The organism is Marinimicrobium agarilyticum DSM 16975 (assembly GCF_000423345.1).
Taxonomy (GTDB): domain Bacteria; phylum Pseudomonadota; class Gammaproteobacteria; order Pseudomonadales; family Cellvibrionaceae; genus Marinimicrobium; species Marinimicrobium agarilyticum.
This window is the reverse complement of record NZ_KE384008.1, coordinates 599,686-623,564: the sequence shown is the minus strand read 5'-3', so window position 1 is coordinate 623,564 and position 23,879 is coordinate 599,686. Positions and strand designations below refer to the sequence as shown.

Genomic DNA, 23,879 nt, shown 5'->3' with positions numbered 1-23,879 from the left:
CACACCCCGTTATAATCCGCGTCGTTTGAGCGTTCATTCTGTCGAATAACGCCCGATCAGTACAGTGACCGTGGCAACCCCTTTCAGGTTGCCACCTTCTTTGGCAAATGGCGGCGCAATTTGGCGGAGCTTCTCCTCACACTCGAACACCTGAGCTGCGAACGCGACGGACGCCCGCTGTTCAGTGGACTCGACGCGCGCTTCCACGGCGGTGAGCAGTGGCAGGTCCAGGGCCCTAACGGCTCGGGTAAAACCACACTGCTGCGGGCGATTGCCGGCATCGGCGCTACGGCCCGGGGCCGCATTCTCTGGCGCGACCGGGCAGTGAGGGAAGACCTCTGGGCTTTTCGCCGCTCTCTTCTTTATATCGGCCATTCGCCGGGAATTAAAGGGGCCCTGACCCCGCTGGAAAACCTCGCCTGGTACCGTGCCCTGAGTGCGGGCACTCTCTCGGAGGATTCGCTCGGTGCGCTGGCGGAAGTGGGCCTGGCCGGTTACGAGGACATTCCCTGCCAGCAGCTCTCCGCCGGGCAGCTCCGGCGAGTGGCGCTGGCGCGACTGTATTTGTCCAGTGCGCCCCTGTGGGTGCTGGATGAGCCCTTTACCGCGATCGATAAAGCCGGCGTTGCCTCTCTGGAAGCCCGGCTTGCCGCCCATGTCGCCGCTGGTGGCCTGGTGTTGATGACCTCGCATCAGGAAGTGACGCTTCCGGGCGTGCGCCACCTTGATCTGACCGCGTTTCCGCCCGTTCTCCGCGACGATGAGGAGGGCGGCTATGACGGCTGAAACCTCCTCCAGGGCCATGACCGGCACCTTCGGCGCCACGCTGCGCCGTGATTTGCTGCTGGCCGCCCGTCACCCGGGGGACTGGATCAATCCGCTGGTGTTTTTCCTGATTGCGATCTCCCTGATCCCTCTGGGTGTCGGGCCGGAGAGCAAGGTGCTCGCCGTCCTGGCGCCCGGGGTCCTTTGGGTCATGGCGCTGCTGGCCACGCTCCTCTCGCTGGACGGCCTGTTCCGCTCGGACTTTGAGGACGGCGCGCTGGAACAGTGCCTAGTCAGCCCCTCGTTGCTCTACTTTACCGTGCTCGCCAAAGTGGTCGCCCACTGGCTGGTCACGGGCCTGCCGTTGACGCTGCTCTCCCCGGTGCTGGGCCTTATGTTATCGCTACCGGGGGGCTATGGTACATTGTGCCTGTCCCTGTTGATCGGCACCGCTACCATGAGTCTGGTGGGGGCGGTGGGCGCGGCTTTGACGGTTTCTCTGCAGCGGGGCGGCCTGCTGTTGTCCCTGATTGTGATGCCACTTTATGTGCCAATCCTGATTTTCGGCGCAAGCGCCGTGAACGACGCGGCGCAGGGGGTGGAAGTGGGTGTGCCCCTGGCGATTCTGGGGGCTTTTCTGGCGCTGGCGCTGGCGTTGGCGCCAATGGCGGCTTCGGCCGCCCTGCGTGTGTGTGTCGACAGTGACTGATAACGATGAGAGGAGCACGGGCTGAATGGCTTCCTGGCAATGGTTTCACCGGTTGGGCTCGCCCCGCTGGTTTTATGAGAAAACCGGTGGCTGGCTGCCGTGGTTGACGGCTGTCGCGCTGGTGCTGCTGGTACTGGGCACAGTCTGGGGGCTGGCGTTTTCCCCTGAAGACTTCAAGCAGGGCAACAGCTACCGCATCATCTATATCCATGTGCCGGCCGCGTTTCTGGCCCTGGCCGGTTACTACATCATGGCCGTGTGTGGTGCCGTGGGGCTCATCTGGCGGATGAAGCTCGCGTTTATGGTGATGAAGTCCGCCGCCCCCATCGGGGCCGGCTTGACGTTCGTCTCTCTGGTGACCGGCGCCATCTGGGGCAAACCTACCTGGGGTACCTGGTGGGCCTGGGATGCCCGCATCACCTCCATGCTGATCCTGTTCTTCCTCTATCTGGGCATCATGGCGCTGCAGAGTGCCTTCCAGAACCGGGAGGCGGCGGACAAGGCCAGCGCGATTCTGGCACTGGTGGGTACGGTCAACATTCCCATCATCTACAAGTCTGTGGACTGGTGGTACACCCTGCATCAGCCGGCGACCCTGAAGTTGACCTCGGCGCCGACCATTCACGCCTCCATGCTGTATCCGCTGTTGACCATGGTGGTGGCCTTTTACGTATTCTATGCGGTGGTGCTGCTTCTCTATACGCGCCATGAAATTCTCCGGCGAGAGTCGCGCACCGGCTGGGTCCGGGAGCTGATCGCAAAAGAAGGGGGGCTTTGATGAATTTTTATTTTGATTCCTGGGCCGAGTTTCTCCAGATGGGAGGGCACGGTGCCTACGTCTGGGCCTGTTACCTGATTACCTGGGCGGTGCTGGCTTATTTATTGATCAGTCCCGTGGTGCGAAAGCGCCGCTGGATGAGGCGCCAAGCCGCCTTGCAGCGCCGAACCGCCGCCGCCCGAACGCCAGAGCGGGCAGAGACTCTGACATCTTGATACACTGCGCCAGGCTTCGGCCGCCCGCGTTGACTTAAAGTGAAGTAGCCTATGCATCCCGTCCGCCGACAGCGTCTTTTACTCGTACTGTTTATTGTGGTGTTCTCCAGCGTGGCGATTGGCCTGATGGCCTACGCGCTGCGCGCGAACATCAATCTCTTTTATCCCCCCAGCCAGATTGTCTCCGGGGAGGCCCCGGTGAATACCCGGATCCGGGCGGGCGGTTGTGTCCGGCCCGGGAGCGTGGAGCGCTCGAAGACAACCCTGGAAACCCGCTTTTCCCTGACCGACGGTGTGGTGGACTTTCCCGTGGTCTACTCGGGCATACTGCCGGACCTGTTTGCCGAGGGCGAGGCGGCCGTGGTGAACGGTTCGCTGAACAAGGAGCGCGTGTTCGTGGCCACCGAAGTGCTGGCAAAGCACGACGAAGAATATATGCCCCCGGAAGTGGCTGAGGCCATGAGTCAGTCCGGCGGTGATCACGACGAGACCTGCGGAGGCATGGCGTATGGTTCCTGAAGTTGGCCATTATGCGTTGATTCTGGCGCTGGCGCTCAGTGTGGCACTGACCGTGCTGCCCTTGGTGGGCGCGCAAATCGGCAACCAGTTGCTGATGCATACCAGCCGGTCTCTGGCGACGGGCTTTTTTGTGTTCGTGGCGATCGCCTTTGCCTGCCTGGTGATTGCTTTTATTCAGGATGACTTCTCGGTCTCCTACGTGGCCGGTCATTCCAACAGCCTGATGCCGGTGTACTACAAAATCAGTGCGGTCTGGGGTGGCCACGAGGGCTCCCTGCTGCTGTGGATTCTGATGCTCTCGGGCTGGACCCTGGCGATCGCCCACCTCAGCAAAAGCCTGCCGCTCAGCCTGCGTGCTCAGGTACTGGCGGTCATGGGTTTTGTCGGTGTCGGTTTTCTGTTGTTTATTCTGCTGACCTCCAACCCGTTTGATCGCTTGCTGCCGTTGGCGCCGCAAGAGGGGGCGGACCTGAATCCGCTGCTGCAGGATTTCGGGCTCATCGTGCATCCGCCGGTGCTGTACATGGGCTATGTGGGTTTTGCGGTCAGCTTTGCCTTTGCCATCGCGGCGCTGCTCAGCGGCCGGCTCGATAGCGCCTGGACCCGCTGGGCCCGGCCCTGGACCAATACCGCCTGGGCGTTTTTGACCATCGGGATCGCGCTCGGTAGCTGGTGGGCTTACTACGAGCTCGGCTGGGGTGGCTGGTGGTTCTGGGATCCGGTGGAGAATGCCTCCTTCCTGCCCTGGCTGGTGGGCACGGCGCTGATTCATTCGCTGGCGGTGACCGAAAAGCGGGGCCTGTTCAAGAGCTGGACCCTGCTGCTCGCCATTTTCACCTTTGCCTTGAGCCTGTTGGGGACCTTTCTGGTCCGCTCGGGGGTACTGACCTCGGTGCATGCCTTTGCCAATGACCCGGAGCGGGGGGTCTTCATCCTCATGTTCCTGCTGGTGGTCGTGGGCGGTTCCCTGACGCTGTACGCGTTCAGGGCGCCGGTGGTGCACAAAAGCGTGCGCTTCAGTCTGGTCTCCCGGGAGACCTTCCTTCTGGCCAATAACATTCTGTTGATCACGATCATGGTCACGGTGCTGATCGGTACGCTTTATCCCCTGATCGCCGACGCGCTCAATTGGGGGAAGGTGTCCGTGGGCCCGCCGTTCTTCAATGTGTTCTTCGTGCCGTTAATGGGCTTTCTGTGCCTGTTGATGGCGCCAGGCGTCTCATCCAGCTGGAAGCGCACCAGTTGGCAGCAATTGCGCCAACTGCTGACCCGTCCCTTGGTGGTGAGTGTGGCAGCCGGGGCACTGTTTCCAGCGGTGTATGGCGATGAATACCACTGGGAGGTGGCGCTGGCCGTCTTTATCGGGGTCTGGATCGTCTCCGCGGGCGTGTCTGATCTGCTCTATCGTTTACGTCACAGCCGCCATTGGCGCGACGGCTTACGGCGGCTTACCTTGAGCTACTGGGGGATGCAGCTTGCCCACGCCGGCATCGCGGTGACGACTATCGGGGTCTGCCTGAACTCGGCCTACAGCGATCTTCGGGATGTGCGTATGGCGCCGGGCGAAACGGTGCAGACCAGCCATTACGAATTCGTGCTCGAAGGGGTCGAGCAGGTTCGTGGACCCAACTACGTGGCTCAAGAAGCCACCATCCGGGTCAGTCACGACGGCGAGTACGTCCGCCACATGAAACCGCAGAAGCGGCGATATCTGGCGGGCGGCAACATGATGACGGAAGTGGCGTTGGACCCGGGCCTGTTCCGGGACCTGTATATCGCCATGGGGGAGCCCTTGGGAGATGATGCCTGGGCAATTCGGGTGCATGTTAAACCCTTTGTTCGCTGGATCTGGTTGGGCGCGATTTTCATGGCCCTGGGCGGTGGCCTGGCGGTGGCGGACAAACGCTATCGCAAGCTGGCACAACGCCAGGCCGAGGCCGCTGAGCCCTCTCTGACCGGGGAGGCCAGAACCTGATGCAACGGCTGAAGTTGTTTATTCCGCTTATTGTGTTCGCCCTGTTGGCCGTCCTGTTTTGGCGCGGGCTGAGCCTGGACCCCACTGAAATGCCTTCGAGTCGGCTCGGAGACGCCGTTCCGGCTTTCGAGTTGCCTACGGTCGATAACCCCGAGGCGACCATTACGCCGGCGATATTCAAAGGGCAGGTCAGTCTGCTCAATGTCTGGGCCACCTGGTGTCAGGCATGCCGTATTGAGCATCCGTTTCTGGTGGAGCTGGCCGAGACAGAGGATATTCCGATTTACGGGATCAATTACAAGGACGATGTGGAAGAAGCCAAACGTTGGCTGGAACAGCTGCACGATCCCTACGAGTTCAGCATTGTGGATAAAGAAGGGCGCCTGGGGCTGGATCTGGGCGTGTTCGGCGCGCCGGAAACCTATGTCGTGGACAAGCAGGGCATCATTCGCCATCGACATGTGGGTATTGTGGATCAGCGCGTGTGGGATGAGGAAATAGGACCGTTGGTGGCGCGGTTGCGGGAGGAATAGGTTCGCTTCAATAGTGCGTGAAATCAGCGCTAGGGGGACACATCACGGCCGGTCCGCTGTGGGGCGCACTGTTCCCGGACACGCCGTGAACCCGTCCCTGGGGGCTCGAATCGCGGGTCCCCCGCTCCACGGTCCGGGAACAATGCGTCCCACAGCGGACCTCAGTGCCAGTAGCACCCTAATCGCTCCAAAAAGACACGTGCTATCTCAAAGCAACTATCCGATAGCACCAGCGGAGGGTGAATATACCGTTGCGAGACCGTTACCTGCCTGGACGGCAGGTAATCGAGCCTACATGGACGTATTCACGGCGTGTCTCGCAACGGTATATTCACCTGGAGCGCTACATGCGAAGTGAAAAACCTTGGTTGACCCCGCGGGTTCGAGCCCCGTCCGCGTCGTACCACGGCAGTTTCTTTCAGACACAAAAAAGCCCCAACGTGTGGGGCTATTTCGTAATATGGCGGACCGGACGGGACTCGAACCCGCGACCTCCGGCGTGACAGGCCGGCATTCTAACCAACTGAACTACCGGTCCGCGGTATTGAACGTGGTGGGTGGTACAGGAGTCGAACCTGTGACCTACGCCTTGTAAGGGCGCCGCTCTACCAACTGAGCTAACCACCCCCGCTCAAGAGGTGCGTATTCTAATGAAACGGCGGCTGAGGTCAATTCCTTTTTGGCATTTTTTTCAAAAATCTTACGTCGGTAAAAACTCTTGCAAAGATGGGGCGCTTGCCTCGCCAGTGTCGACGGTGGCTTGTTATACTCCGGCTTCGCTGAAATCACCCGGGGGTGCTGTGTCCAATCACATCTTGCGTACCAATCCCATCTTGCGCCAATGGTGCCTGCTGGCTTTTCTGCTGGTGTCGAGTCTCGGCGCCCAGGCTGCAGTGGATGTACGGCAGTTCGATAACGAAGCAGACCGCGAGCGCTATCAGAGCTTTATTGACGAGCTGCGCTGTCCCAAGTGCCAGAATCAGAATCTGGCCGGGTCCGACGCGCCCATTGCCAAGGATCTGCGGGATCAGGTCTACCGCTTGATCGAAGACGGGCGCTCGGACAAGGAAATTATCGATTTTATGGTCGAACGTTATGGCGAGTATGTTCTGTATCGGCCGTCGCTTACCCCCTCGACCCTGGTGCTGTGGGCCGGTCCACCGGTGGTGCTGATCATTGGCGTCATTATTCTGATATTGGTGGTGCGTCAGCGCCGCGCCGCCGGTTTGAGCAATCAGGATGCGGCGCAAAGTGACCTCAGCGCCGACGAGCGCGCCCATCTCAACGAGCTTCTAAACGACCCCGACGACGAGACACCGAAACGATGATGTTCCCCCTATGGTTGGCCATAGCGCTGTTGACGGCTCTGGCGCTGGCATTCTTTCTCTGGCCGATGCGGCGCAAAGCCTCTGGTTCCCATCTTGAGCGGGTTCGTCGGCACTATCTCGAGGCGAACGTCGCGCTGTTTCGCGAGCATCTGGCCGAGCTGGAGGCCGCCCGGGATGCCGGACGGCTTTCACCCCAGGCGTTTGAGCAGCTGAAGCTCGAACAGGAGCGGGCGCTGCTGGAAGAAGAGCGCGAGCTGGCCACCAGCCGGCCCACTCGCGGCCGGGCGCTGCCAGGAGGCCGCGTGCTGGTGATGACCGCACTTGTACTCGTGGTGGCGAGCGTTGGCTTTTATCGATGGAGTGGTTCCAGCGAGGATGTGAAGCTGGCGGTGATGCGGGCCGAGAAAGCGGCGGCGGACCGGGACGCGTTGGCCAACGATCGTCGGATCAATCAGGACCGGACCTGGGAATTGGTTGAGCAACTGAAGCGGCGGGTGGACGAGGAGCCCGAGTCTACGGAGTATCGCTACCTGTTGGCCTATTATTTCAGGGAGCTGGGTCATTATGATCAGGCCGTTCAAGCTTACGAAGAGATTCTGGAGCAGCAGCCAGGATCGCCTCGCATTCAGGCGGAACTGGCGGAAACGTTGTTTATTCGGGATGACAACAGGCTGAACGCCCGGGCGCGAACCCTCGTGAAAGAGGCGCTGGCGTCCAACCCCCAAGAAACCACCGCTCTGGGGCTGGCCGGCATTGATGCCTTTGGCCAACAGAATTATCGCGATGCCATCGATTATTGGGAGCGCGCAGTCGCCGTTATGAATCCTCGCTCGGGCAACGCCTTGGCCTTCCAGCGGGGCATTGAGCGTGCCCGGCAGGCGCTCGGGGAAGAGGCGCCCACGGCGCAACCCGATGCGGACAAGGCCGAAGGCATTACCATTCCCGTGCAGGTTCGCCTGGGAGAGGGGGTGGAGTATTCGGGCGAGGAGCGGGTGTTTGTTTATGCCCGCGCCTGGCAGGGTTCCAAGATGCCCCTCGCCATAAAGACGCTGCAGGTCGAACAGTTGCCAACATCCATTACATTGGATGAAACTATGGCCATGTCACCGGCCGCTTCTCTGGCCTCCGTCAACCAAGTCGAGCTGGTGGCCAGGCTCTCCAAAAGTGGGGACGCTTCCGCGCAGCCGGGGGATTGGCAGGGAAGTCTGGGCCCCGTGGATCTCAGCGATATTCCCGACTCGTTGACGCTGACCATCGACGAAGCCATCGCCGAATAGGGCGAATCCGTGTAGAATTCCCGCTTTTGCAATTCCCTTCCCGCGACGCCTTCCGGGAAGGGCAAAATTCTAACGATTTCAATGGGCTAGCCCGCCTTGGCAAAGGCTCGGGCGAGCGCCCGGCGGTTGTAATCAACGCCAAGAACAGAGTGAATAGGGACCTATGCGCCTCAAGTGTATCAAGCTGGTCGGTTTTAAATCTTTTGTCGACCCCACCACGGTCAACTTCCCCAGCAATTTGTGTGCGGTTGTCGGCCCCAACGGCTGTGGCAAGTCCAATATCATCGACGCGGTGCGTTGGGTGATGGGGGAGTCCTCTGCCAAGAACCTCCGCGGCGAGTCCATGACCGACGTCATCTTTAACGGCTCCAACGCCCGCAAACCGGTCGGGCAGGCGTCTATCGAGCTGGTGTTCGACAACACTGACAAGACGGTTCAAGGCGAGTACGCCGCGTTCAACGAAATTTCCATCAAGCGCAAAGTCACCCGCGACGCCCAGAACATCTATTACCTTAACGGCACCAAATGTCGGCGCCGTGACATCACCGACATTTTCCTGGGCACCGGCCTGGGGCCGCGCAGCTACGCCATCATCGAACAGGGCATGATTTCCCGGCTGATCGAAGCCAAGCCCGAAGACCTGCGGGTTTACATCGAAGAGGCCGCCGGGATTTCCAAGTACAAGGAGCGTCGGCGCGACACGGAAAACCGCATGCGCCGCACTCTGGAAAACCTCGAGCGCCTGACCGATATTCGGGACGAGCTGGAACGCCAGCTGAGCCGGCTGCAGCGCCAGGCCCAGGCCGCGGAAAAGTACACCGAATTCAAGAAAGAGGAGCGCCAGCTCAAGGCCCAGTTGCAGGCATTGAAGTATCGCAACCTGGACGACCAGGCCAAGGCCAAGCAGGAAGGAATCCGGGACCTGGAGCTGCGCATGGAGTCTTTTGTGACCGACCAGGTCAACAAGGACACCCAGATCGAGAAGTGCCGCAGCCAATACACCGAGCTGCAGGACAAGTTCAACGAAGTACAGGGGCGCTATTACGCCATCGGCGCCGATATTGCCCGGATTGAGCAGACGATCCAGCACGCTCAGGAGCGCGGTCGCCAGTTGCAGACCGACCTGGAACAGACCAACCGGGACAGCCGCGAGGCCGAAGACAGTCTTCAATTTGATCGGGAGAAGGCCGAAGGCTGGGAAGCCGAATTAATGGAGCTTGAGCCCGAACTGGAACTGATTCGCGCCGCCGAGGAAACCTCCGGTGATGCCCTGCAGGAGGCCGAAGAGGCCATGCAGCGCTGGCAGAGCGAGTGGGACAGTTTCAACCAGCGCGCGGCCGAACCCCGGCAGCGGGCCGAAGTCCAACAATCCCGGATTCAGCACTTGGAGCAGGTCCAGCAGCGGCTGCTGCAGCGCATTGACCGCTTGAAAGAAGAACGCTCCAACCTCCAGGTAGGCTCCGCCGATGAAGAAATCGAACAGCTGAACGAGCAGCTGGCCGAGCTGGATCTGGTGATTGACGAAAAGCGCTCGCGCAGCGAGCAGCTGGGCGACCAACTGGAAACCCAGCGTGAAGCCAATAACCGGCTTGCCGACGATCTGGACCAGGCCCGCAGCAAGCTGCAGAGTCTGCGCGGTCGCCACGCCTCTCTGGAAGCGTTGCAACAGGCGGCCCTGGGCGAGAAAAGCGAGGCCGTGGCCGATTGGTTGGCTGAACATCAGTTGACCGACAAGCCCCGACTGGCGGAAACCCTCACCGTCTCCGATGACTGGGACAAGGCCGTTGAAACGGTCCTTGGCAACAGCCTGCAGGCGGTCTGCGTCGAGGGCCTCGATGCGGTGGCAGACACTCTGGCCGGGCTCAGTCAGGGCGAGCTGGTGCTGCTGGATACCGATCGCCGGCCGAACGCCTCGACCGGTCAGAAAGCCGCCCGGCTGCAGGACAAGGTCCAGGCCGATTGGGATCTTAGCGAACTGCTCCAGGGCGTCTACATCGCCGAAGACCTGTCCGGGGCGCTGGCGCTGCGCGCCCAGCTGGAAGCCGGCGAATCGGTGATCACCCGGGACGGCATCTGGCTCGGCCCGCAGTGGCTGAAAGTGGCGCGGGATACCGACGCCAGCGCCGGTGTGATTGCCCGCCGCCAGGAACTGGAAGAGCTGGATGCCGCCATTGAGGAGCGGGAAGCGGAAGTCGCGCGGGTCGATGAGGCGCGCACCGAAGGCCGGGAAACCGTCCAGAACCTGGAGCGGGAGCGGGAAACCACCCGCCGCGAGGTGGACGAACAGAGCCGCAAGGCCAGTGATCTGCGCTCCCAGTTAAGTGCCAAACAGGCCCGTATTGAACAGATATCGGTGCGGCGTGAGCGGGCGGAAACCGAAATCCGCGAAGCCAGCGAACAGATGGATCAGGAAAGTGAACAGCTGGCCGAGGCCCGCATGATCCTGAGCGAAGCGATCGAGTTCATGGAGCGGGACACGGACGAGCGCGAGCGACTGATGCAGGAGCGCGACCGGATTCGCGGCGCGCTGGACGACGCTCGCCAGAAAGCCCGTCACGATCGGGACAAGGCCCACGAAATGGCCATGCGCGCCCAGTCCCTCAGAACCCAGCTCGACAGTATCCGGCTGGGCATCACCCGCTTGCAGGAACAGACCCAGCGTCTGCGCGAGCGCAAGGAGCAGCTGCTGGAAGCCCTGGGTGAGACCCGGGACCCGGTCGAGGAGCACCAGCTCGAGCTGGAGGCCAACCTGGACAAACGCCTGGCGGTCGAGGGCGAGCTGTCCCAAGCCCGCTCGGCGCTGGAAGAGGTGGAACAGGAGCTGCGCACGGCCGAGCAGGCGCGCCACAAAGCCGAGCAGGAAGTGCAGGCGGTGCGCTCTCATCTGGAGCAGGAGCGCCTGGCCGCGCAAACCTTCGAGGTCCAGCGTTCCGGTCTGGCCGAACAGATCAAAGAAGAGTCCTTCGAACTGGAGACCCTGCTGGCCGAGTTGCCCGAGGGGACCGATGTCAAACCGTTGGAGCAGGAACTGGAGCAGGTAGCCGGTCGCATCGCCCGGCTGGGTCCGATCAACCTGGCGGCGATCGATGAATACCAGACCGAGTCCGAGCGCAAGCAGTATCTGGACGCCCAGGACGAAGACCTGCGCGAAGCGCTGGAAACACTGGAAAACGCCATCAAGAAAATCGACCGGGAAACCCGGACCCGCTTCAAGGAAACCTTCGACGAGGTGAACCGCTCGCTACAGGAGCTGTTCCCGAAAGTCTTCGGTGGCGGGCACGCTTATTTGGAACTCACGGGCGAAGATTTACTCGATACAGGTATCGCCATCATGGCCCGGCCCCCCGGCAAACGAAACAGCACCATCCATCTGCTCTCGGGCGGGGAAAAGGCGCTGACGGCGATTGCACTGGTGTTCTCGATTTTCCGGCTCAACCCGGCGCCGTTCTGTATGCTGGATGAGGTGGACGCGCCGCTGGATGACGCCAACGTCGGTCGCTATGCCCGCATGGTGGAAGAGATGGCAGAACATGTTCAGTTTATTTACATTACCCACAACAAGATTGCCATGGAAATGGCACATCAATTGATGGGTGTTACTATGCATGAACCGGGCGTTTCCCGCCTGGTGACTGTGGATGTGGATGAGGCGGCCGAACTGGCCGCCGTCTAATGCGCCGAACGGAGTAACTGACGGAAAACGCTATGGGTGACTGGCTGACGATACTCATTATCCTGCTGATCCTCGGGATCCTCCTCGATGGCTGGCGGCGCATGCGCAACGCCCAGAAGGATTCAATCAAGGTCTCCCGCTCCATGCGCCGCTCAAGCGCGACCGGCGGTGCTAAAGAGGCTCGGGACGATTACAACAGCGCCGAACTGCCCAACGGTGGCGCGCGCGTGGTGGCCTATCGGGAAACCCCGGAGGATGAGCGCCCCTTCGACGGGCAGCCGCCGGCGGATGAGCTGGATGTGGATGACACCGAGCAGGATGGCGAGTGGCTCGACGAAGCCTATGATCCGGACCCCGACGACGACTATGAAGAGCGTCCGCGCGAAGAAGAGCCCGCGCCGGCGGAGTCCAGACGCAGCAGCATCCCGCAACAGGTAACCCTGAACCTCGACGAGTCAGTGCCTATCCTCATGGAAACCGAGGAAGATGACACCTATGGCCGTGACGACGGGCGCATTGAACCTTCTCTGGGAGGCGGTCTGGATGATGAGCCCGAACCCGCTCGCCCCACGCCCCCACCGAAAGCGCCTGAAAGACCCGCTCCGAAGCCGGAGCCCAAGCGCGCCCAAGAGCCACCCAAGCCCTCGGCCCCCAAACCAAAGGCCCCCGACAGGGCGGCGGCCAAGCCGGAGCCCAAGCCCGCGCCGCTTCCGGAAGAGGTACTGATCATCAACGTCATGGCACCGAGTGGCCAGCAGTTCCGGGGGGATGCGCTGTTGGATGCCTTGCTGGACGCTGGGCTGCGCTATGGCGACATGAATATTTTCCACCGCTATGAAGACCCCAAGGGCGGTGGGGCGATTCTGTTCAGCCTGGCGAATATGGTGAAGCCGGGCACATTCGACCTGGATGGCATGGATGACTTCACCACCCCGGGGGTCAGCCTGTTCATGACCTTGCCATTGGAGAGCGTGGACCTTGAGAACGTGGAGGTGTTCGACGAAATGCTGGAAGCCGCTCGCTCCATCGCTTTTGAACTGGGCGGGGAGATGAAAGACGAGAATCGCAGCGTCCTGACCCGGCAGACCCAGGAGCATTGTCGTCAACGCATCCACGAATTCGAACGCAAACAGCTGTCGCGGGCCCACTGAGGCCCGCTCCTTGATCGTCGAGCTTTTGTAGTCACCCGACCGGTAGGAAACACCGCCACATGGCCAAACCCCACGACGCCATTCCGGCCGAGAAGAGCGCCCGGGCTCAGGAACTTCGGGCCGAGATTCAGGAACATAACTATCGCTATTACGCCCTGAACGAGCCCCAGGTTCCGGACGCCGAGTACGACCGCCTGATGCGCGAGCTCCAGGGCCTGGAAGCGGATTATCCCGATCTGGTCACCCCCGATTCGCCCACCCAACGGGTCGGGCAGACGCCCCTGAGCGCCTTCGCCACCGTGACCCACGAACGCCCCATGCTCTCGCTCGACAACGCCTTCGAGCAAGACGACCTGGTGGCGTTTGATCGCCGGGTAAGAGACCGGCTGCAGGACGAGGCCATCCTGGAATACGCCTGTGAGCCCAAGCTCGACGGCATTGCCGTGAGCCTGCTTTACCGGGACGGCCTGCTGGTCCGGGGCGCGACCCGTGGAGACGGCACCCAGGGGGAAGACATTACCCAGAACGTGCGCACCGTGGATTCGATCCCGTTGAAGTTGCGCGGAAAGGGCTTTCCCGCCGTGCTGGAGGTTCGGGGCGAAATCTACATGCCCAAGGCCGGCTTCGAGCACTTGAACGAGAAGGCACGGGCGTCCGGCGATAAACTGTTCGTCAACCCGCGCAACGCCGCCGCCGGCAGCCTGCGACAGCTCGATTCCCGGATTACCGCCAAGCGGCCGCTTGAGATGTGCGCCTACGGCGTGGGCCACACCGAAGGTGGCGAGTTGCCGGGAAAACACTCGGATATTCTGAAAGCGTTGAGCCAGTGGGGCCTGAAAATCAACCGGGAAATGGCGGTCGTGCAGGGCATTGAGGCCTGTATTGACTACTACCAGTCCCTGGGGGAGCGGCGCGCGGCGCTCGACTACGATATCGATGGCATCGTCTTCAAGGTGAACCGCCTCGACCTGCAGGACGAGCTGGGCTTCGTGGCCCGCGCGCCCCGCTGGGCCATCGCTTACAAGTTTCCCGCCCAGGAGGAAATGACGCATCTGCTGGATGTGGAATTCCAGGTGGGCCGCACCGGCGCCGTCACGCCCGTGGCCCGTCTGGAGCCAGTGTTCGTGGGCGGTGTGACCGTATCCAACGCGACCCTCCACAATCGTGATGAAATCGAGCGCCTGGGTGTCAAGATTGGTGATACTGTCATCGTCCGTCGGGCCGGCGATGTGATTCCGCAGATTGTCTCTGTGGTGACCGACAAACGACCGAAAGACGCCCGGGACATCGAGTTTCCAGAACGCTGCCCGGTGTGTGATTCGCCGGTGGAGCGAGTACCCGGAGAGGCCGTGGCTCGCTGCGACGGCGGCCTGATATGCCCGGCCCAGCGCAAGCAGGCCATCAAACACTACGCCTCGCGCAAGGCCCTGGATATCGATGGCCTGGGTGACAAACTGGTCGAGCAGTTGGTCGACAAGGATCTGATCCAGGCCGTGGCCGATTTGTACAAACTCAGCCGGGAGGACCTGACCGGACTGGAGCGAATGGGGGAGAAATCCGCCGACAACCTGCTCGACGCCCTGGAGAAGAGCAAAGAGACCACGCTCGCCAAATTCATCTACGCCCTGGGCATCCGGGAAGTGGGTGAGGCGACCGCCCGTAATCTGGCCCAGTACTTCGGCAGCCTGGATGCCCTGGCCGAAGCGGATGAAGAAAAGTTGCAGCAGGTCGAGGACATTGGTCCGGTCGTAGCGCACTTTGTGGCCGAATTCTTCGCCCAAGAGCACAACCGCGAGGCGGTCAAGGCGCTGCGCGAAGCGGGGGTCACCTGGCCCGAGCAGGCCCCGGTGGACCGGGAATCCCTGCCGCTGGCCGGGCTGACCTATGTACTCACCGGAACGCTCGAACAGTTGACCCGGGATGAGGCCAAAGAACGTTTGCAGGCGCTCGGGGCCAAGGTGGCCGGCAGCGTCTCGAAGAAAACCGATTACCTGGTGGCGGGCCCCGGCGCGGGTTCGAAACTGAAAAAAGCCGAGGAGCTCGAGGTTGATATTATCGATGAGTCGGGCCTGATGGAGCTGTTGCAACAATGGGAGCAGGCGTAATGCGGTATTCAGTTTTACTGGGCGCTCTGGCACTGGCGCTCTTGAGCGGCTGCGCTTCGGCACCGCCCAAGAGCTCGGAGAATATCTGCGACGTGTTCGATGAAAAACGCGGCTGGTACGACGATGCCCGGAGGGCGGAACGCCGCTGGGGCTCGGATATTTCGACACTGATGGCGATCATGTATCAGGAGTCCAGCTTCAAGCCCAAGGCCAAACCGCCGCGCACGAAAATTCTCTGGGTGATTCCCGGGCCGCGCAAGAGCAGCGCCTATGGCTACGCTCAGGTGAAGGACGAGACCTGGAAGGAGTACCAGCGCATGAGCGGTAACCACTGGGCCAGCCGCAGCCGTTTTGCGGACGCGGTGGACTTTGTCGGTTGGTACAATGCGCAGAGCCACAAGCGGGTGGGCATCGGCAAGAACGATGCGCGCAACCTGTACCTGGCGTACCACGAGGGGCACGGCGGTTACGAGCGGCGCACATACAATGATAAGGCCTGGTTGGTGGGCGTCGCCAACAAGGTGGGAGAGCGTGCGAAGCGTTACAAGAAGCAGTTGGAAGAGTGTGAACGCCGGTTCAAGGGGCCTTGGTGGTGGCCGCTTCGGTGATCAGTTACCCATTTGATTTGAAGTCGTAACAGGAGCGGCTATGGATCAGGAGTCTATTGTTTACGGTTGTATCAAGGATACGGCGTATTTGCCGTCCGAGGGGCAGCGGTTGGAGGTGAATCGCGAGGCGATGTTGACCTTGCCTCATGCGGATGACTGGCCTTTTTTGTCTCAGGAGATGTTTTCGATTCCGCAGGTGGAGATGCGCCCGGGGCATTATCAGACGGAGGTGATGCATTTCGGGGCGTCGTATAAGGCGGTGGAGTATGAGTGGGACCAGTGGATCGCTCAGTTTGAGGATTTGCTGAGCCGTATGTATTGGGTCTCGGCGACGGTGCACTTGGAAACGGAGCTCTCGGGCACGCATACGTTCACCTGGGAGTCCACGGCGAACTACCACAAGCCAGGCTCAGGCGACATGCACGTCCGCTGCGAGTGGTCCCACGAAGGTGCCTTGGCGGTCTGATTTTGTTGTTTGCTTGGGTGGTTACGTAACGTCCGGCTTGCAGGCGGGGTATAACCATCGGATCGCGTTCGAATGGGAGTAGGGTGGTTTCGTCTTTGTCCGGCGGGAGTGGGGAATACCCATTGGAGACCCGCCGTAAACCCATCCATGGGGGCTTCTCATCGGCATCCATGCCTCAGAGAGTCTCCAATGGGTATTCCCCAATCCCGCCTCAGTGCCACCACTCGACATAGGGTGCGCGCGTTTGGCCAACTCAACGAACGAGAGATAAAACTTTCTATCTCAACTTAACTTTTGTTGCGCGTAGGGTAGGTAAGCGAAAGCGCCACCTACCAAAAAATCAAAATACACTCACAACCGAGTTAAAAATGAAGCCTGCTATCTCAAAACAACTTGCAGCTCGCACCAGCTCCGGGTGGGCATACCATTGCGAGACTCTCTGACGCCTACATGGATGTAGGTGCTAGAGCGACGCAGGAGCCAAAGCCGCGGCATGGATGCCGATGAGAAGCCTACATGGATGTATTCACGGCGGGTCTCGCGATGGTATGCCCACCCGGAGCTCAACAATGCGAAGTCCCCAAAAAGAAAAGCTAAACAACCGAGGTTAAAAAATGACCAACGACACCCATCCCGAATTCCGCTTCCGCCGCTTGCGCCGCACCGCCGCGCTGCGCGACATGGTTCGGGAAACCCGCCTCACCGTCAGCGACCTCATCCTGCCCATGTTCATCGAAGAAGACATCGAACAGCCGGTCGAGATCAGCAGCATGCCGGGCGTGGTTCGCTACCCCGAAAGCCAACTCGCGGACAAAGTGAAAAGTGCCTGGCAAAAGGGCATTCGGGCGGTGTTGCTGTTCGGTGTGTCCCGTCACAAAGACGATATCGGGTCCGATACCTGGAACGAAGACGGCCTCATGGCCCGCATGATCCGCACCGCCAAGCAGGCGCAGCCCGAAATGTGCGTGATCAGTGACAACTGCTTTTGCGAGTACACCGACCACGGCCACTGCGGCGTGGTGCGGGATCACGATGTCGACAACGATGCGACCCTGAACAACCTCCAGAAGCAGGTTGTCACCGCGGCAAAAGCCGGGGTGGATATGATTGCCCCCTCGGGCATGCAGGATGGTATGATCGCCGCGATTCGCGCGGCGCTGGATGCCTCCGGTTACGGTCATGTGCCGGTGATGTCCTACTCCACCAAATTCGCCTCGGCGTTTTACGGACCCTTCCGCGATGCGGTGGACAGCAACTTCAAAGGCACCCGGTCGAGTTACCAGATGGACCCGGCCAATCGGCGGGAGGCCCTGGCGGAGTCCCTGCAGGATGAAGACGAGGGGGCCGATGTACTGATGGTCAAGCCGGGCATTGCCTATCTTGATGTTCTGGCGGATATCCGGGCGCACTCCGAGCGGCCGCTGGCGGTCTATCAGGTCAGCGGCGAATTCGCCATGATCAAGGCCGCCGCCGCCGCGGGTGTGGTGGATGAAAAAGCTGTGGCCCTTGAAAGCCTGTTGGCGTTCAAGCGGGCCGGGGCGGATTTGATTATTACGTATTTTGCGGAAGACGCCGCCGACTGGCTGGCGCAATAGCAATCCAGGTAGCAGAGAGGGTGGAATGAAGGCGATATATGCACTGATTGGGGTCAGCCTGTTGATGATTGTTGGCGGTATCGCCCTGATTGTAAACCAGCCGCCAGCGCCGGAAGAGGCGCCGATCGCCGAGGAGACCCGCGATATTGGCGTCATCCCCGCGCCGGCCCAGACTGATTCGGAAATTCCTCAACTTGATGTTGAGGCCGAGCCGGGCAGCGAGCCCTGGTGTGACCAGATGATGAACATTCCCAACGTCGAGTGGACGCGAGAGGATTCCAAAACCTTTGCCGACAACTGCATTTACGAATAAATACTGAATGTTCTTTACTGAAGAGCGTCCGTACTTCTTCAATCCCCTGACCGGAAAATACCGGGAAGTGGTGGCGGAGTGTCTGCGCCTGCTGTATCAGCGGCTGTACACCGACCTGCGCGATTACGGCTCCGGTCTCAACCGGGAAGGGCTGTTGGATATCTTCAAGGAAGCCATCGCCCGAACGCCGGTGCTGGACAGTCGGGATGAGCCGGGAGACACCGAGGGCCGCTTTAAAAACCAGCGCGAACTGGCCGGCTTTATCATCAACCGTCTGCTGGAGGCCGGCTGGCTCGAACGTCGCGTGGATGATGCCAATCTGCAGAGCAGTTACGGTTTTTCCCGCATGGGCCGGCTGTTTACCCAGCCTTTCGCGGCCAATCAGCACAACGACTTCCGTACCCGTCACCGCAACACCCGGAATACCCGCAACAGTCTGCAGGCGTTTCTGGACCGGGCGGAAGTGTACGACCTGCTCGACGCCTACGAATATTCCGAGCGAATCATCAGTGACTTCACCGATGTGATCGCCGAGCTTGAGGAGCGCAAGCGCCAGCTGGTTCGGGACGTGGAAGCCCGCCAATTGGTGCAGCAGGCCAGTGATGAATTTTTCGATTTTATGGAAAAGGTATTCAAACCGGATCTGGAGGTCCGCCTGTCGGCGGACAGCGTGGAAAAGTATCGCGACCAGATCGCGCATATCATCAGCCGCATTCGTCGCAAACGCAAGTTTGGTCAGGGCGAGTCCGCCGACAAAGACTGGCGGGCGGTGATGGAACTGCGTTTGCGCGCGTTGCTGCCCCAGCGGGTAGTGCCGGGCAGTTCATTGTTGGAAACCTTATTGCAGGCCATCGAAACCCGCTTGAAAAATGCCTGTGAGGTTATGCTGCCGGCACTGCGCAAAGCGCTCAATACCTTTACCCAGCGGGCGGATATCATCATCCGCCAGCTCAGTTATATTCACACCCAAAGCGGTGACAGCGCGCTTGAATTGTGCCAGTTGCTGTCACAGCAGCCGCGCGAGCGACAGGATGCACTGCTGCGCGAACACGGGAGCGATTGGTCCGCCATGCACCTGGGCTACCTCGATCCGGGGCAGCTGGTGCTGCGGGAACGGCGGGACAGAAACCCGATCCGCAGCGATCTGGATGAGGACAAACCCCTCGACCGGGATGCCCAGAAGCAACTGTTTATCCAGCAGGCGCTCGAGCAGGCGTTTACTCTGCAGGGCAAAGATGTGCGTGTCTTTGTACAGCAGGCGTTGGATCAGTCCGGGCGCATCAGCAGTCGCGACCTGGTGGCGGAATCTTTGCCGGAGCTCCTGAGTCTGGCCAGGGCCACCGAAGTCGGCGCCTCCGCAAACCTGTCTTCCGAGTTTGGCTTCCGGGTTCATCAGGACGACCAGTGGTTGCAGGACAGCCCGCGCATTACCGACGGCGGCTATTTTACCCGTCGCGATGAATACACGATCGAACTGACCGAGGGCGCCCATGAGCCGTCTGACCGATAGCCTGGAACAGGCGTTAATTGCGGAAAACCTGAACCTGCGCGACTGGCGCGAGCTGATCCAGCGGCTGCTGGATTACGGCGTCCTTTGCCGGGACGACAGCCAGGTGGAGGCCGAACTGTACGACCGGTTCGAACGCATCGAGTCACTGGTGGATGAATACCTCGGCCTGATGGGCGTGCGCCTGCAGCACGATCAACGCTTCCAGTTTGTCCGTCTGATTCCCCCCGGTGCGCGGGTGCCCGGCATTGAAGACGAAAGCGACGAGCCCTTCAATGGCGGTTTCCGCACCCGTCTCACCCAGGCGGAAATCGCCCTGGTATTGATACTGCGGGCCGAATACGACAAATCCGTGCGCGAGGGGGTGATTGATGAGCAGGGCTGCGCCACTCTGTCGGTGGAAGCACTGGCCCTGGCGAGTAAGAACCTGCTTCAACGCAGCCTGCCAGAGAACCTGGTGGAACGTCGGCAACTGTTTCGTCGTCTGCGCCAACTCCGGCTGATTCACTACGCCCACGAAGCGGATCTGGAGCAGAGCGACAGCTGGATAAAAGTCCGCCCGCTGATTGTCAATCTGGTCAGCAACGACTGGCTCGATAATCTGAAGCAGGCGATTGAGTCCGAAGCGACTCCTGCCCCGGAAGAAGCCGAACCAGACGCCCCCGAAGGCGCCTCTCTGTTCTCGAAGTAACGCAACAGTTTCCCCACCCACGATTGGGCGACGATAAACTCTATGTACCTGAAAAAATTTGTCTATATCCACTGGGGCAACATACCGAATACCGAATGCGAATTCGGCCCCATCAATCTGTTTTCCGGTGGTAACGGCTCCGGTAAAACCACGGCCGCCGACGCCATACAGACCGTAATGACTGCGGCGCACGACAACCTGTTCCATTTCAACCCGGGGCAGGATGAAGCCAGTCAGCGGGGGCGGGGCGGCAAACAGGTTCGTACCCTGGCGTCCTATATTCTGGGCTGCGACGACGGCGCCTACGCGCGCCCGGGCGGCTGTGATGGTTACCTGGGGGCGGTGTTCTATCCGACCCCGGGCGAGACCAGCGAACCCTTTACCGCCTTGATCGGAATGCGTGCCTACCTGGAAGGCTCCGGACAGCAACGCGTCGCCCGCCTGGACGACACGCAGTTTTTCCTGTTGCCCGGCGTTCAGCTCGGCCTCAAGGATTTACTCAAAGAAGACAAAGCGGGTCGCTACGTCCTGCCGTTGGATCGGGTGTACAGCGTTCTGCGCAAACAGTTTGGCCCCGAAGCGGTGGAGAAGTACGATAAGAAAAAGGCGTATCTCGGTCGGCTCTATGGGCTGATTCGGGATCGGGCCGATGCCGTCTCCGAGCGCGAGGCAATGAACGCAGCACGCGCTTTTTCCCGTTTCATGGCCTACAAACCCATCAAGGGCATCGACGAATTTGTCGCCAACGAAGTGCTCGAGCCCCGGGACCTGGGGGAAGCCATTCGCTCCGTCTCCGCCATGCTCAAGCGCATTCACGGCATGGAAGCGGACGCACGCCAATTGCGCGACGCCATCGAACGCCTCAATCAGGGCCGGCACACCGCCGCCAGCTTTATTGACCAGTGGCTCGATTGGCAGTTGTTGCATTACGGCCTGGCCAAACGTCGGTACAGCGACTGCCAGAACCGCTACCTGAGCGAGAAGCGGCGTCAGCAGGAACAGCGTGAAGCGGTTGAAACCAGCCGTCAGGCCATCGAGCTGAGCGAGCAACGCCGGGACAACCTCCAGCAATTGCTGCTGGACCTGAATACCCGGCGCTTGGGTATTCCGGGCCTGCGGGAAAAAGACCAACTGGCACAGGAGCGGCGTAGCGAAGAGCAACGCCTGCAGCAATCGGTTCCGCAACTGCTCGAGCAACTGCAGCAGGTGGAACGCAATGTTGCCAGCGCCCGCTCGCTGCGCGATGGGCTTCAGAAAACCTCACTGTCGCTGGCACTGCCGACCCTGGCCGACAAAACCTTCCTTAAACGTCTAAAAGCCATCGCCGAGGATGAACTCCGGCTGGACGTTCACGGTTGGCTGAACCAGGACTGGATTGATATGTCGCCGCTGGAAGCCCGCCTGGATGAGGCCTTGGCGCAGCAGCAGAAACACCGGCAATGGGCATCGGCCTGGTTTGACAACACCGAGGGCCAAAGCCACCTTCGGGATCAACTGGCGCGCGAGTGCGAAAAGCGCCAGCAGGCGAGCGAGCAGGCCCGCACCAAGCTCGAACGGCTGGAACGGGAAATGCGCGCGCTGGAAGCACGGGAAGTGAGCTATCCGCCCTATGTGCAACAGGCGTTGGCCGAACTGCATCGCCATCTGCCGGAGGCGGATGCGCGCGTATTGTGCGATCAGGTGGAAGTCACCGATCCGCAGTGGCAGTCGGCCATCGAGGGCTATCTGGGCGGCGCCCGCTTCGGCCTGATTGTCGATCCGGATTGCGAGGCGGAAGCGATCCGGTTGGTGCGGGGCCTCCCCGGACAGGGCCAGAAAGCCCGTGTCATTCAGGGCGAAAAAGCCCGACGCGATCTGGACAAGCTGAATGCGCCCGCCGGGGACAGTATTGTGGACGTGATGCACTTCAGCCACGCCACGGCGGAGAATTACCTGCGCGCGAGTTACGGTTCCGTACAGCGCGTGGCCGACGCCGAAACGCTGCGGCGTACCCGTCGGGGTGTGACTCAGGACTGCCTGGGCTCGGGCAACTATTCCCTGTTTCGGTGCGACATTGCTGACAGCGACCTGGTCTTTGGCCAGAGTGCGCGCGAGCGGGCCTTGGCCGCCCGCCGGGAGGAGCGCGATGCGCTGACTCGCGAATGGGAAGCCTGCGAGCGGTTGGCCCGAGAGGCCGCGGAATTGCTCGGTGCCGTCGACAAGGTGTCAGCGCCAGCCCATGGTGACCTTCTACAACAGTTGTTGTCGGCTCAACGCCGGCTGCAGACGCTGGATCAGCAATCCGAGCAACTGGATCTCAGTGCCGGTGAGGACCTGGAGCAGGAACTCGGCGCGCTAAAGGCGAAGGTGGAAGAGCAGGCCACCCAGGGCAGGGCGCTCAACGAGGAGCGAGCCAACCTGCTGGCGGAACTGAAGAATATCGACAGCCGCTGCCAGAGCCTGGACCGCGATCAGGACCAGACCCTCGCCGTGGTGGAGTCCTGCGAGACGAGCCTCGAGGGGCTGGATGCATTGGTGCCCGGCTTTGACGCGGAAGCGCGACTCTCTTCGGTCGACGAGGATCTGCGGGAGACAAAATACTACGAGGCGCAACTGGCGGAGGTCCAGGGCGAGCTGAAAACCGGAATGCACCGGTTGCAGCAGGCGGTGATGCAACACAACCAGGTCTGTCGTCAGGCGGATGCCATCGCCCTGGAACTGAACTTTGGTGATGAGTTCGGACGGGAGAATTTCTCTCGGGTCTGCCAGTTGCGCCGGCAATTCGACAGTCTCTACAACCGGGACAAGAACCACATTCTCGCCCAGCGCCACAGCGAGCTGCAGTCCCTGCGGGAGAGTTTTAACAACGCCTTTGTCACCAACCTCTGCCATTCCATCTACCAGGCGATTAACGATGGCAAGCGGGTACTCGAAGATCTGAACCGGGAGCTGGAACACCACCGCTTCGGCGCGGACCGGGAACGCTTCCGGTTCGACTGGCAGTGGGTCCCGGAATTCAGGGAGTACTGGCAGTTCTTCAAGGCGATTATCGACAACCCCAGCCTGGGTGACGGGGAGACACTGTTCGACATCAGTCTCGAGCCCAAGCATCAGAAAGTCCGGGAGCGGTTGATGTCCATGCTGCTGGATGACGACGAACAGAAAGCCCTGCGGGAGCTGGAACGGTTGGCGGATTACCGCAATTACCGCCGCTATGAAATCTATAAGGAACCCGAAGGCAAGCAGCCGATCGCCTTGAGCCAATACGGCACCGGTTCCGGCGGTCAGTTGGAGACGCCCGCGTATATTATTCGCAGCGCCGCCATTACCTCGGCCTTCCGTTTTGGGGAGGGTAACAGCCACCTGCGGATGGTACTGGTGGACGAGGCCTTCTCCAAAATGGATGAGCATCGCTCGCGCGAGGTGATTCATTACCTGACCGAGAGCCTGGGGCTGCAATTGCTGTTTATCATGCCCAGCAGCAAGTCCGGACCCTTCCTGGAACTGATTTCCAACCAGTTTGTGTTCAGCAAGTGCGCCACCAACGAGCGCACGGGGGAATTGCAGACCCGCGTGATCCTCGACCGTCAGGAGTGCGACCGGGCACGTATCCAGCAATTGATGGCCAACCATCGTCAGACCATCCGCCAGCAAGCGGAGCTGGACTTTCTGGAGGAAGTTGAAGGATGATA

The 23,879-nt window shown here is 60.8% G+C and carries 19 protein-coding genes and 2 tRNA genes; 19 read left to right on the top strand and 2 right to left on the bottom strand.

Annotated elements, in window-relative coordinates:
* Nucleotides 1-120 precede the first annotated feature (120 nt).
* The 7 genes from ccmA to G547_RS0118665 are packed head-to-tail and all read left to right on the top strand — an operon-like array spanning nt 121 to nt 5,494.
* Nucleotides 121-786, top strand: coding sequence for a cytochrome c biogenesis heme-transporting ATPase CcmA (ccmA, locus tag G547_RS22290; RefSeq protein WP_051235724.1), 666 nt, complete (start codon nt 121-123; stop codon nt 784-786).
* The gene (gene ccmB / locus G547_RS0118690; RefSeq protein WP_245573514.1) at nt 776-1,474 is read left to right on the top strand and encodes a heme exporter protein CcmB; all 699 of its coding nucleotides are present in this window, start codon (nt 776-778) and stop codon (nt 1,472-1,474) included. Before ccmA ends, ccmB begins: the two co-directional genes overlap by 11 nt.
* A gap of 25 nt (nt 1,475-1,499) precedes the next feature.
* On the top strand, nt 1,500-2,252 hold the full coding sequence (locus tag G547_RS0118685; protein WP_036189371.1) for a heme ABC transporter permease: 753 nt from the start codon (nt 1,500-1,502) through the stop codon (nt 2,250-2,252).
* A complete protein-coding gene (gene ccmD, locus G547_RS0118680) occupies nt 2,252-2,467 on the top strand; it encodes a heme exporter protein CcmD (RefSeq protein ID WP_027331131.1) in 216 nt (71 codons plus the stop codon). The genes G547_RS0118685 and ccmD overlap by 1 nt, the downstream gene beginning before the upstream one ends.
* Nucleotides 2,468-2,518: 51 nt before the next feature.
* Complete coding sequence (ccmE, locus tag G547_RS0118675) at nt 2,519-2,986, top strand: cytochrome c maturation protein CcmE (RefSeq protein WP_027331130.1); 468 nt, start codon at nt 2,519-2,521, stop codon at nt 2,984-2,986.
* Nucleotides 2,976-4,961: a heme lyase CcmF/NrfE family subunit gene (locus G547_RS0118670; protein WP_027331129.1), complete on the top strand. Its 1,986-nt coding sequence runs from the start codon at nt 2,976-2,978 to the stop codon at nt 4,959-4,961. The genes ccmE and G547_RS0118670 overlap by 11 nt, the downstream gene beginning before the upstream one ends.
* The gene (locus G547_RS0118665) at nt 4,961-5,494 is read left to right on the top strand and encodes a DsbE family thiol:disulfide interchange protein (RefSeq protein WP_027331128.1); all 534 of its coding nucleotides are present in this window, start codon (nt 4,961-4,963) and stop codon (nt 5,492-5,494) included. Before G547_RS0118670 ends, G547_RS0118665 begins: the two co-directional genes overlap by 1 nt.
* A 461-nt stretch (nt 5,495-5,955) precedes the next feature.
* Here G547_RS0118665 and G547_RS0118660 read toward each other — a convergent pair.
* Nucleotides 5,956-6,032: transfer RNA gene (locus G547_RS0118660), tRNA-Asp, on the bottom strand.
* 13 nt (nt 6,033-6,045) lie between these two features.
* Nucleotides 6,046-6,121 (bottom strand) — tRNA-Val (locus tag G547_RS0118655).
* Between the two features lie 173 nt (nt 6,122-6,294).
* On the opposite strand from G547_RS0118655, the gene G547_RS0118650 reads away from it, so the two are divergent.
* The 12 genes from G547_RS0118650 to G547_RS0118595 all read left to right on the top strand — a co-directional run bounded on the left by G547_RS0118650 (nt 6,295) and on the right by G547_RS0118595 (nt 23,877).
* Entirely contained in the window at nt 6,295-6,822 is a 528-nt protein-coding gene (locus tag G547_RS0118650) for a cytochrome c-type biogenesis protein (RefSeq protein ID WP_245573513.1), read from the top strand.
* Nucleotides 6,819-8,099 (top strand): c-type cytochrome biogenesis protein CcmI, encoded by a 1,281-nt coding sequence (ccmI, locus tag G547_RS0118645; RefSeq protein WP_084646214.1) that lies wholly within the window; start codon nt 6,819-6,821, stop codon nt 8,097-8,099. The genes G547_RS0118650 and ccmI overlap by 4 nt, the downstream gene beginning before the upstream one ends.
* Before the next feature lie 163 nt (nt 8,100-8,262).
* Entirely contained in the window at nt 8,263-11,772 is a 3,510-nt protein-coding gene (gene smc / locus G547_RS0118640) for a chromosome segregation protein SMC (RefSeq protein WP_027331125.1), read from the top strand.
* A gap of 32 nt (nt 11,773-11,804) precedes the next feature.
* Complete coding sequence (gene zipA / locus G547_RS0118635) at nt 11,805-12,923, top strand: cell division protein ZipA (RefSeq protein WP_027331124.1); 1,119 nt, start codon at nt 11,805-11,807, stop codon at nt 12,921-12,923.
* Between the two features lie 59 nt (nt 12,924-12,982).
* Nucleotides 12,983-15,028, top strand: a complete 2,046-nt coding sequence (gene ligA / locus G547_RS0118630; protein ID WP_051235723.1) for an NAD-dependent DNA ligase LigA — start codon at nt 12,983-12,985, stop codon at nt 15,026-15,028.
* Nucleotides 15,028-15,636, top strand: coding sequence for a transglycosylase SLT domain-containing protein (locus G547_RS0118625; RefSeq protein ID WP_036189367.1), 609 nt, complete (start codon nt 15,028-15,030; stop codon nt 15,634-15,636). Before ligA ends, G547_RS0118625 begins: the two co-directional genes overlap by 1 nt.
* Nucleotides 15,637-15,676: 40 nt before the next feature.
* A complete protein-coding gene (locus G547_RS0118620; protein ID WP_027331121.1) occupies nt 15,677-16,102 on the top strand; it encodes a hypothetical protein in 426 nt (141 codons plus the stop codon).
* A gap of 614 nt (nt 16,103-16,716) precedes the next feature.
* Nucleotides 16,717-17,697, top strand: a complete 981-nt coding sequence (gene hemB / locus G547_RS0118615) for a porphobilinogen synthase (protein WP_027331120.1) — start codon at nt 16,717-16,719, stop codon at nt 17,695-17,697.
* Between the two features lie 25 nt (nt 17,698-17,722).
* The gene (locus G547_RS22285; protein ID WP_036189363.1) at nt 17,723-18,010 is read left to right on the top strand and encodes a DUF3012 domain-containing protein; all 288 of its coding nucleotides are present in this window, start codon (nt 17,723-17,725) and stop codon (nt 18,008-18,010) included.
* Nucleotides 18,011-18,017: 7 nt separating this feature from the next.
* The gene (locus tag G547_RS0118605; RefSeq protein ID WP_027331119.1) at nt 18,018-19,520 is read left to right on the top strand and encodes a Wadjet anti-phage system protein JetA family protein; all 1,503 of its coding nucleotides are present in this window, start codon (nt 18,018-18,020) and stop codon (nt 19,518-19,520) included.
* Entirely contained in the window at nt 19,501-20,208 is a 708-nt protein-coding gene (locus tag G547_RS0118600; protein WP_051235722.1) for a DUF4194 domain-containing protein, read from the top strand. The genes G547_RS0118605 and G547_RS0118600 overlap by 20 nt, the downstream gene beginning before the upstream one ends.
* Before the next feature lie 42 nt (nt 20,209-20,250).
* Nucleotides 20,251-23,877: an ATP-binding protein gene (locus G547_RS0118595; RefSeq protein ID WP_027331117.1), complete on the top strand. Its 3,627-nt coding sequence runs from the start codon at nt 20,251-20,253 to the stop codon at nt 23,875-23,877.
* Nucleotides 23,878-23,879 lie beyond the last annotated feature (2 nt).

Coding starts and splice junctions, on each gene's coding strand:
- smc (WP_027331125.1), top strand. CDS start 8,263: ATGCGCCTCAAGTGTATCAAGCTGGTCGGTTTTAAATCTTTTGTCGAC.
- G547_RS0118625 (WP_036189367.1), top strand. CDS start 15,028: ATGCGGTATTCAGTTTTACTGGGCGCTCTGGCACTGGCGCTCTTGAGC.
- G547_RS22285 (WP_036189363.1), top strand. CDS start 17,723: ATGAAGGCGATATATGCACTGATTGGGGTCAGCCTGTTGATGATTGTT.
- ccmE (WP_027331130.1), top strand. CDS start 2,519: ATGCATCCCGTCCGCCGACAGCGTCTTTTACTCGTACTGTTTATTGTG.
- G547_RS0118685 (WP_036189371.1), top strand. CDS start 1,500: ATGGCTTCCTGGCAATGGTTTCACCGGTTGGGCTCGCCCCGCTGGTTT.
- G547_RS0118595 (WP_027331117.1), top strand. CDS start 20,251: ATGTACCTGAAAAAATTTGTCTATATCCACTGGGGCAACATACCGAAT.
- ccmD (WP_027331131.1), top strand. CDS start 2,252: ATGAATTTTTATTTTGATTCCTGGGCCGAGTTTCTCCAGATGGGAGGG.
- G547_RS0118620 (WP_027331121.1), top strand. CDS start 15,677: ATGGATCAGGAGTCTATTGTTTACGGTTGTATCAAGGATACGGCGTAT.
- ccmB (WP_245573514.1), top strand. CDS start 776: ATGACGGCTGAAACCTCCTCCAGGGCCATGACCGGCACCTTCGGCGCC.
- hemB (WP_027331120.1), top strand. CDS start 16,717: ATGACCAACGACACCCATCCCGAATTCCGCTTCCGCCGCTTGCGCCGC.
- G547_RS0118665 (WP_027331128.1), top strand. CDS start 4,961: ATGCAACGGCTGAAGTTGTTTATTCCGCTTATTGTGTTCGCCCTGTTG.
- zipA (WP_027331124.1), top strand. CDS start 11,805: ATGGGTGACTGGCTGACGATACTCATTATCCTGCTGATCCTCGGGATC.
- G547_RS0118600 (WP_051235722.1), top strand. CDS start 19,501: ATGAGCCGTCTGACCGATAGCCTGGAACAGGCGTTAATTGCGGAAAAC.
- G547_RS0118605 (WP_027331119.1), top strand. CDS start 18,018: ATGTTCTTTACTGAAGAGCGTCCGTACTTCTTCAATCCCCTGACCGGA.
- G547_RS0118670 (WP_027331129.1), top strand. CDS start 2,976: ATGGTTCCTGAAGTTGGCCATTATGCGTTGATTCTGGCGCTGGCGCTC.
- ccmI (WP_084646214.1), top strand. CDS start 6,819: ATGATGTTCCCCCTATGGTTGGCCATAGCGCTGTTGACGGCTCTGGCG.
- ligA (WP_051235723.1), top strand. CDS start 12,983: ATGGCCAAACCCCACGACGCCATTCCGGCCGAGAAGAGCGCCCGGGCT.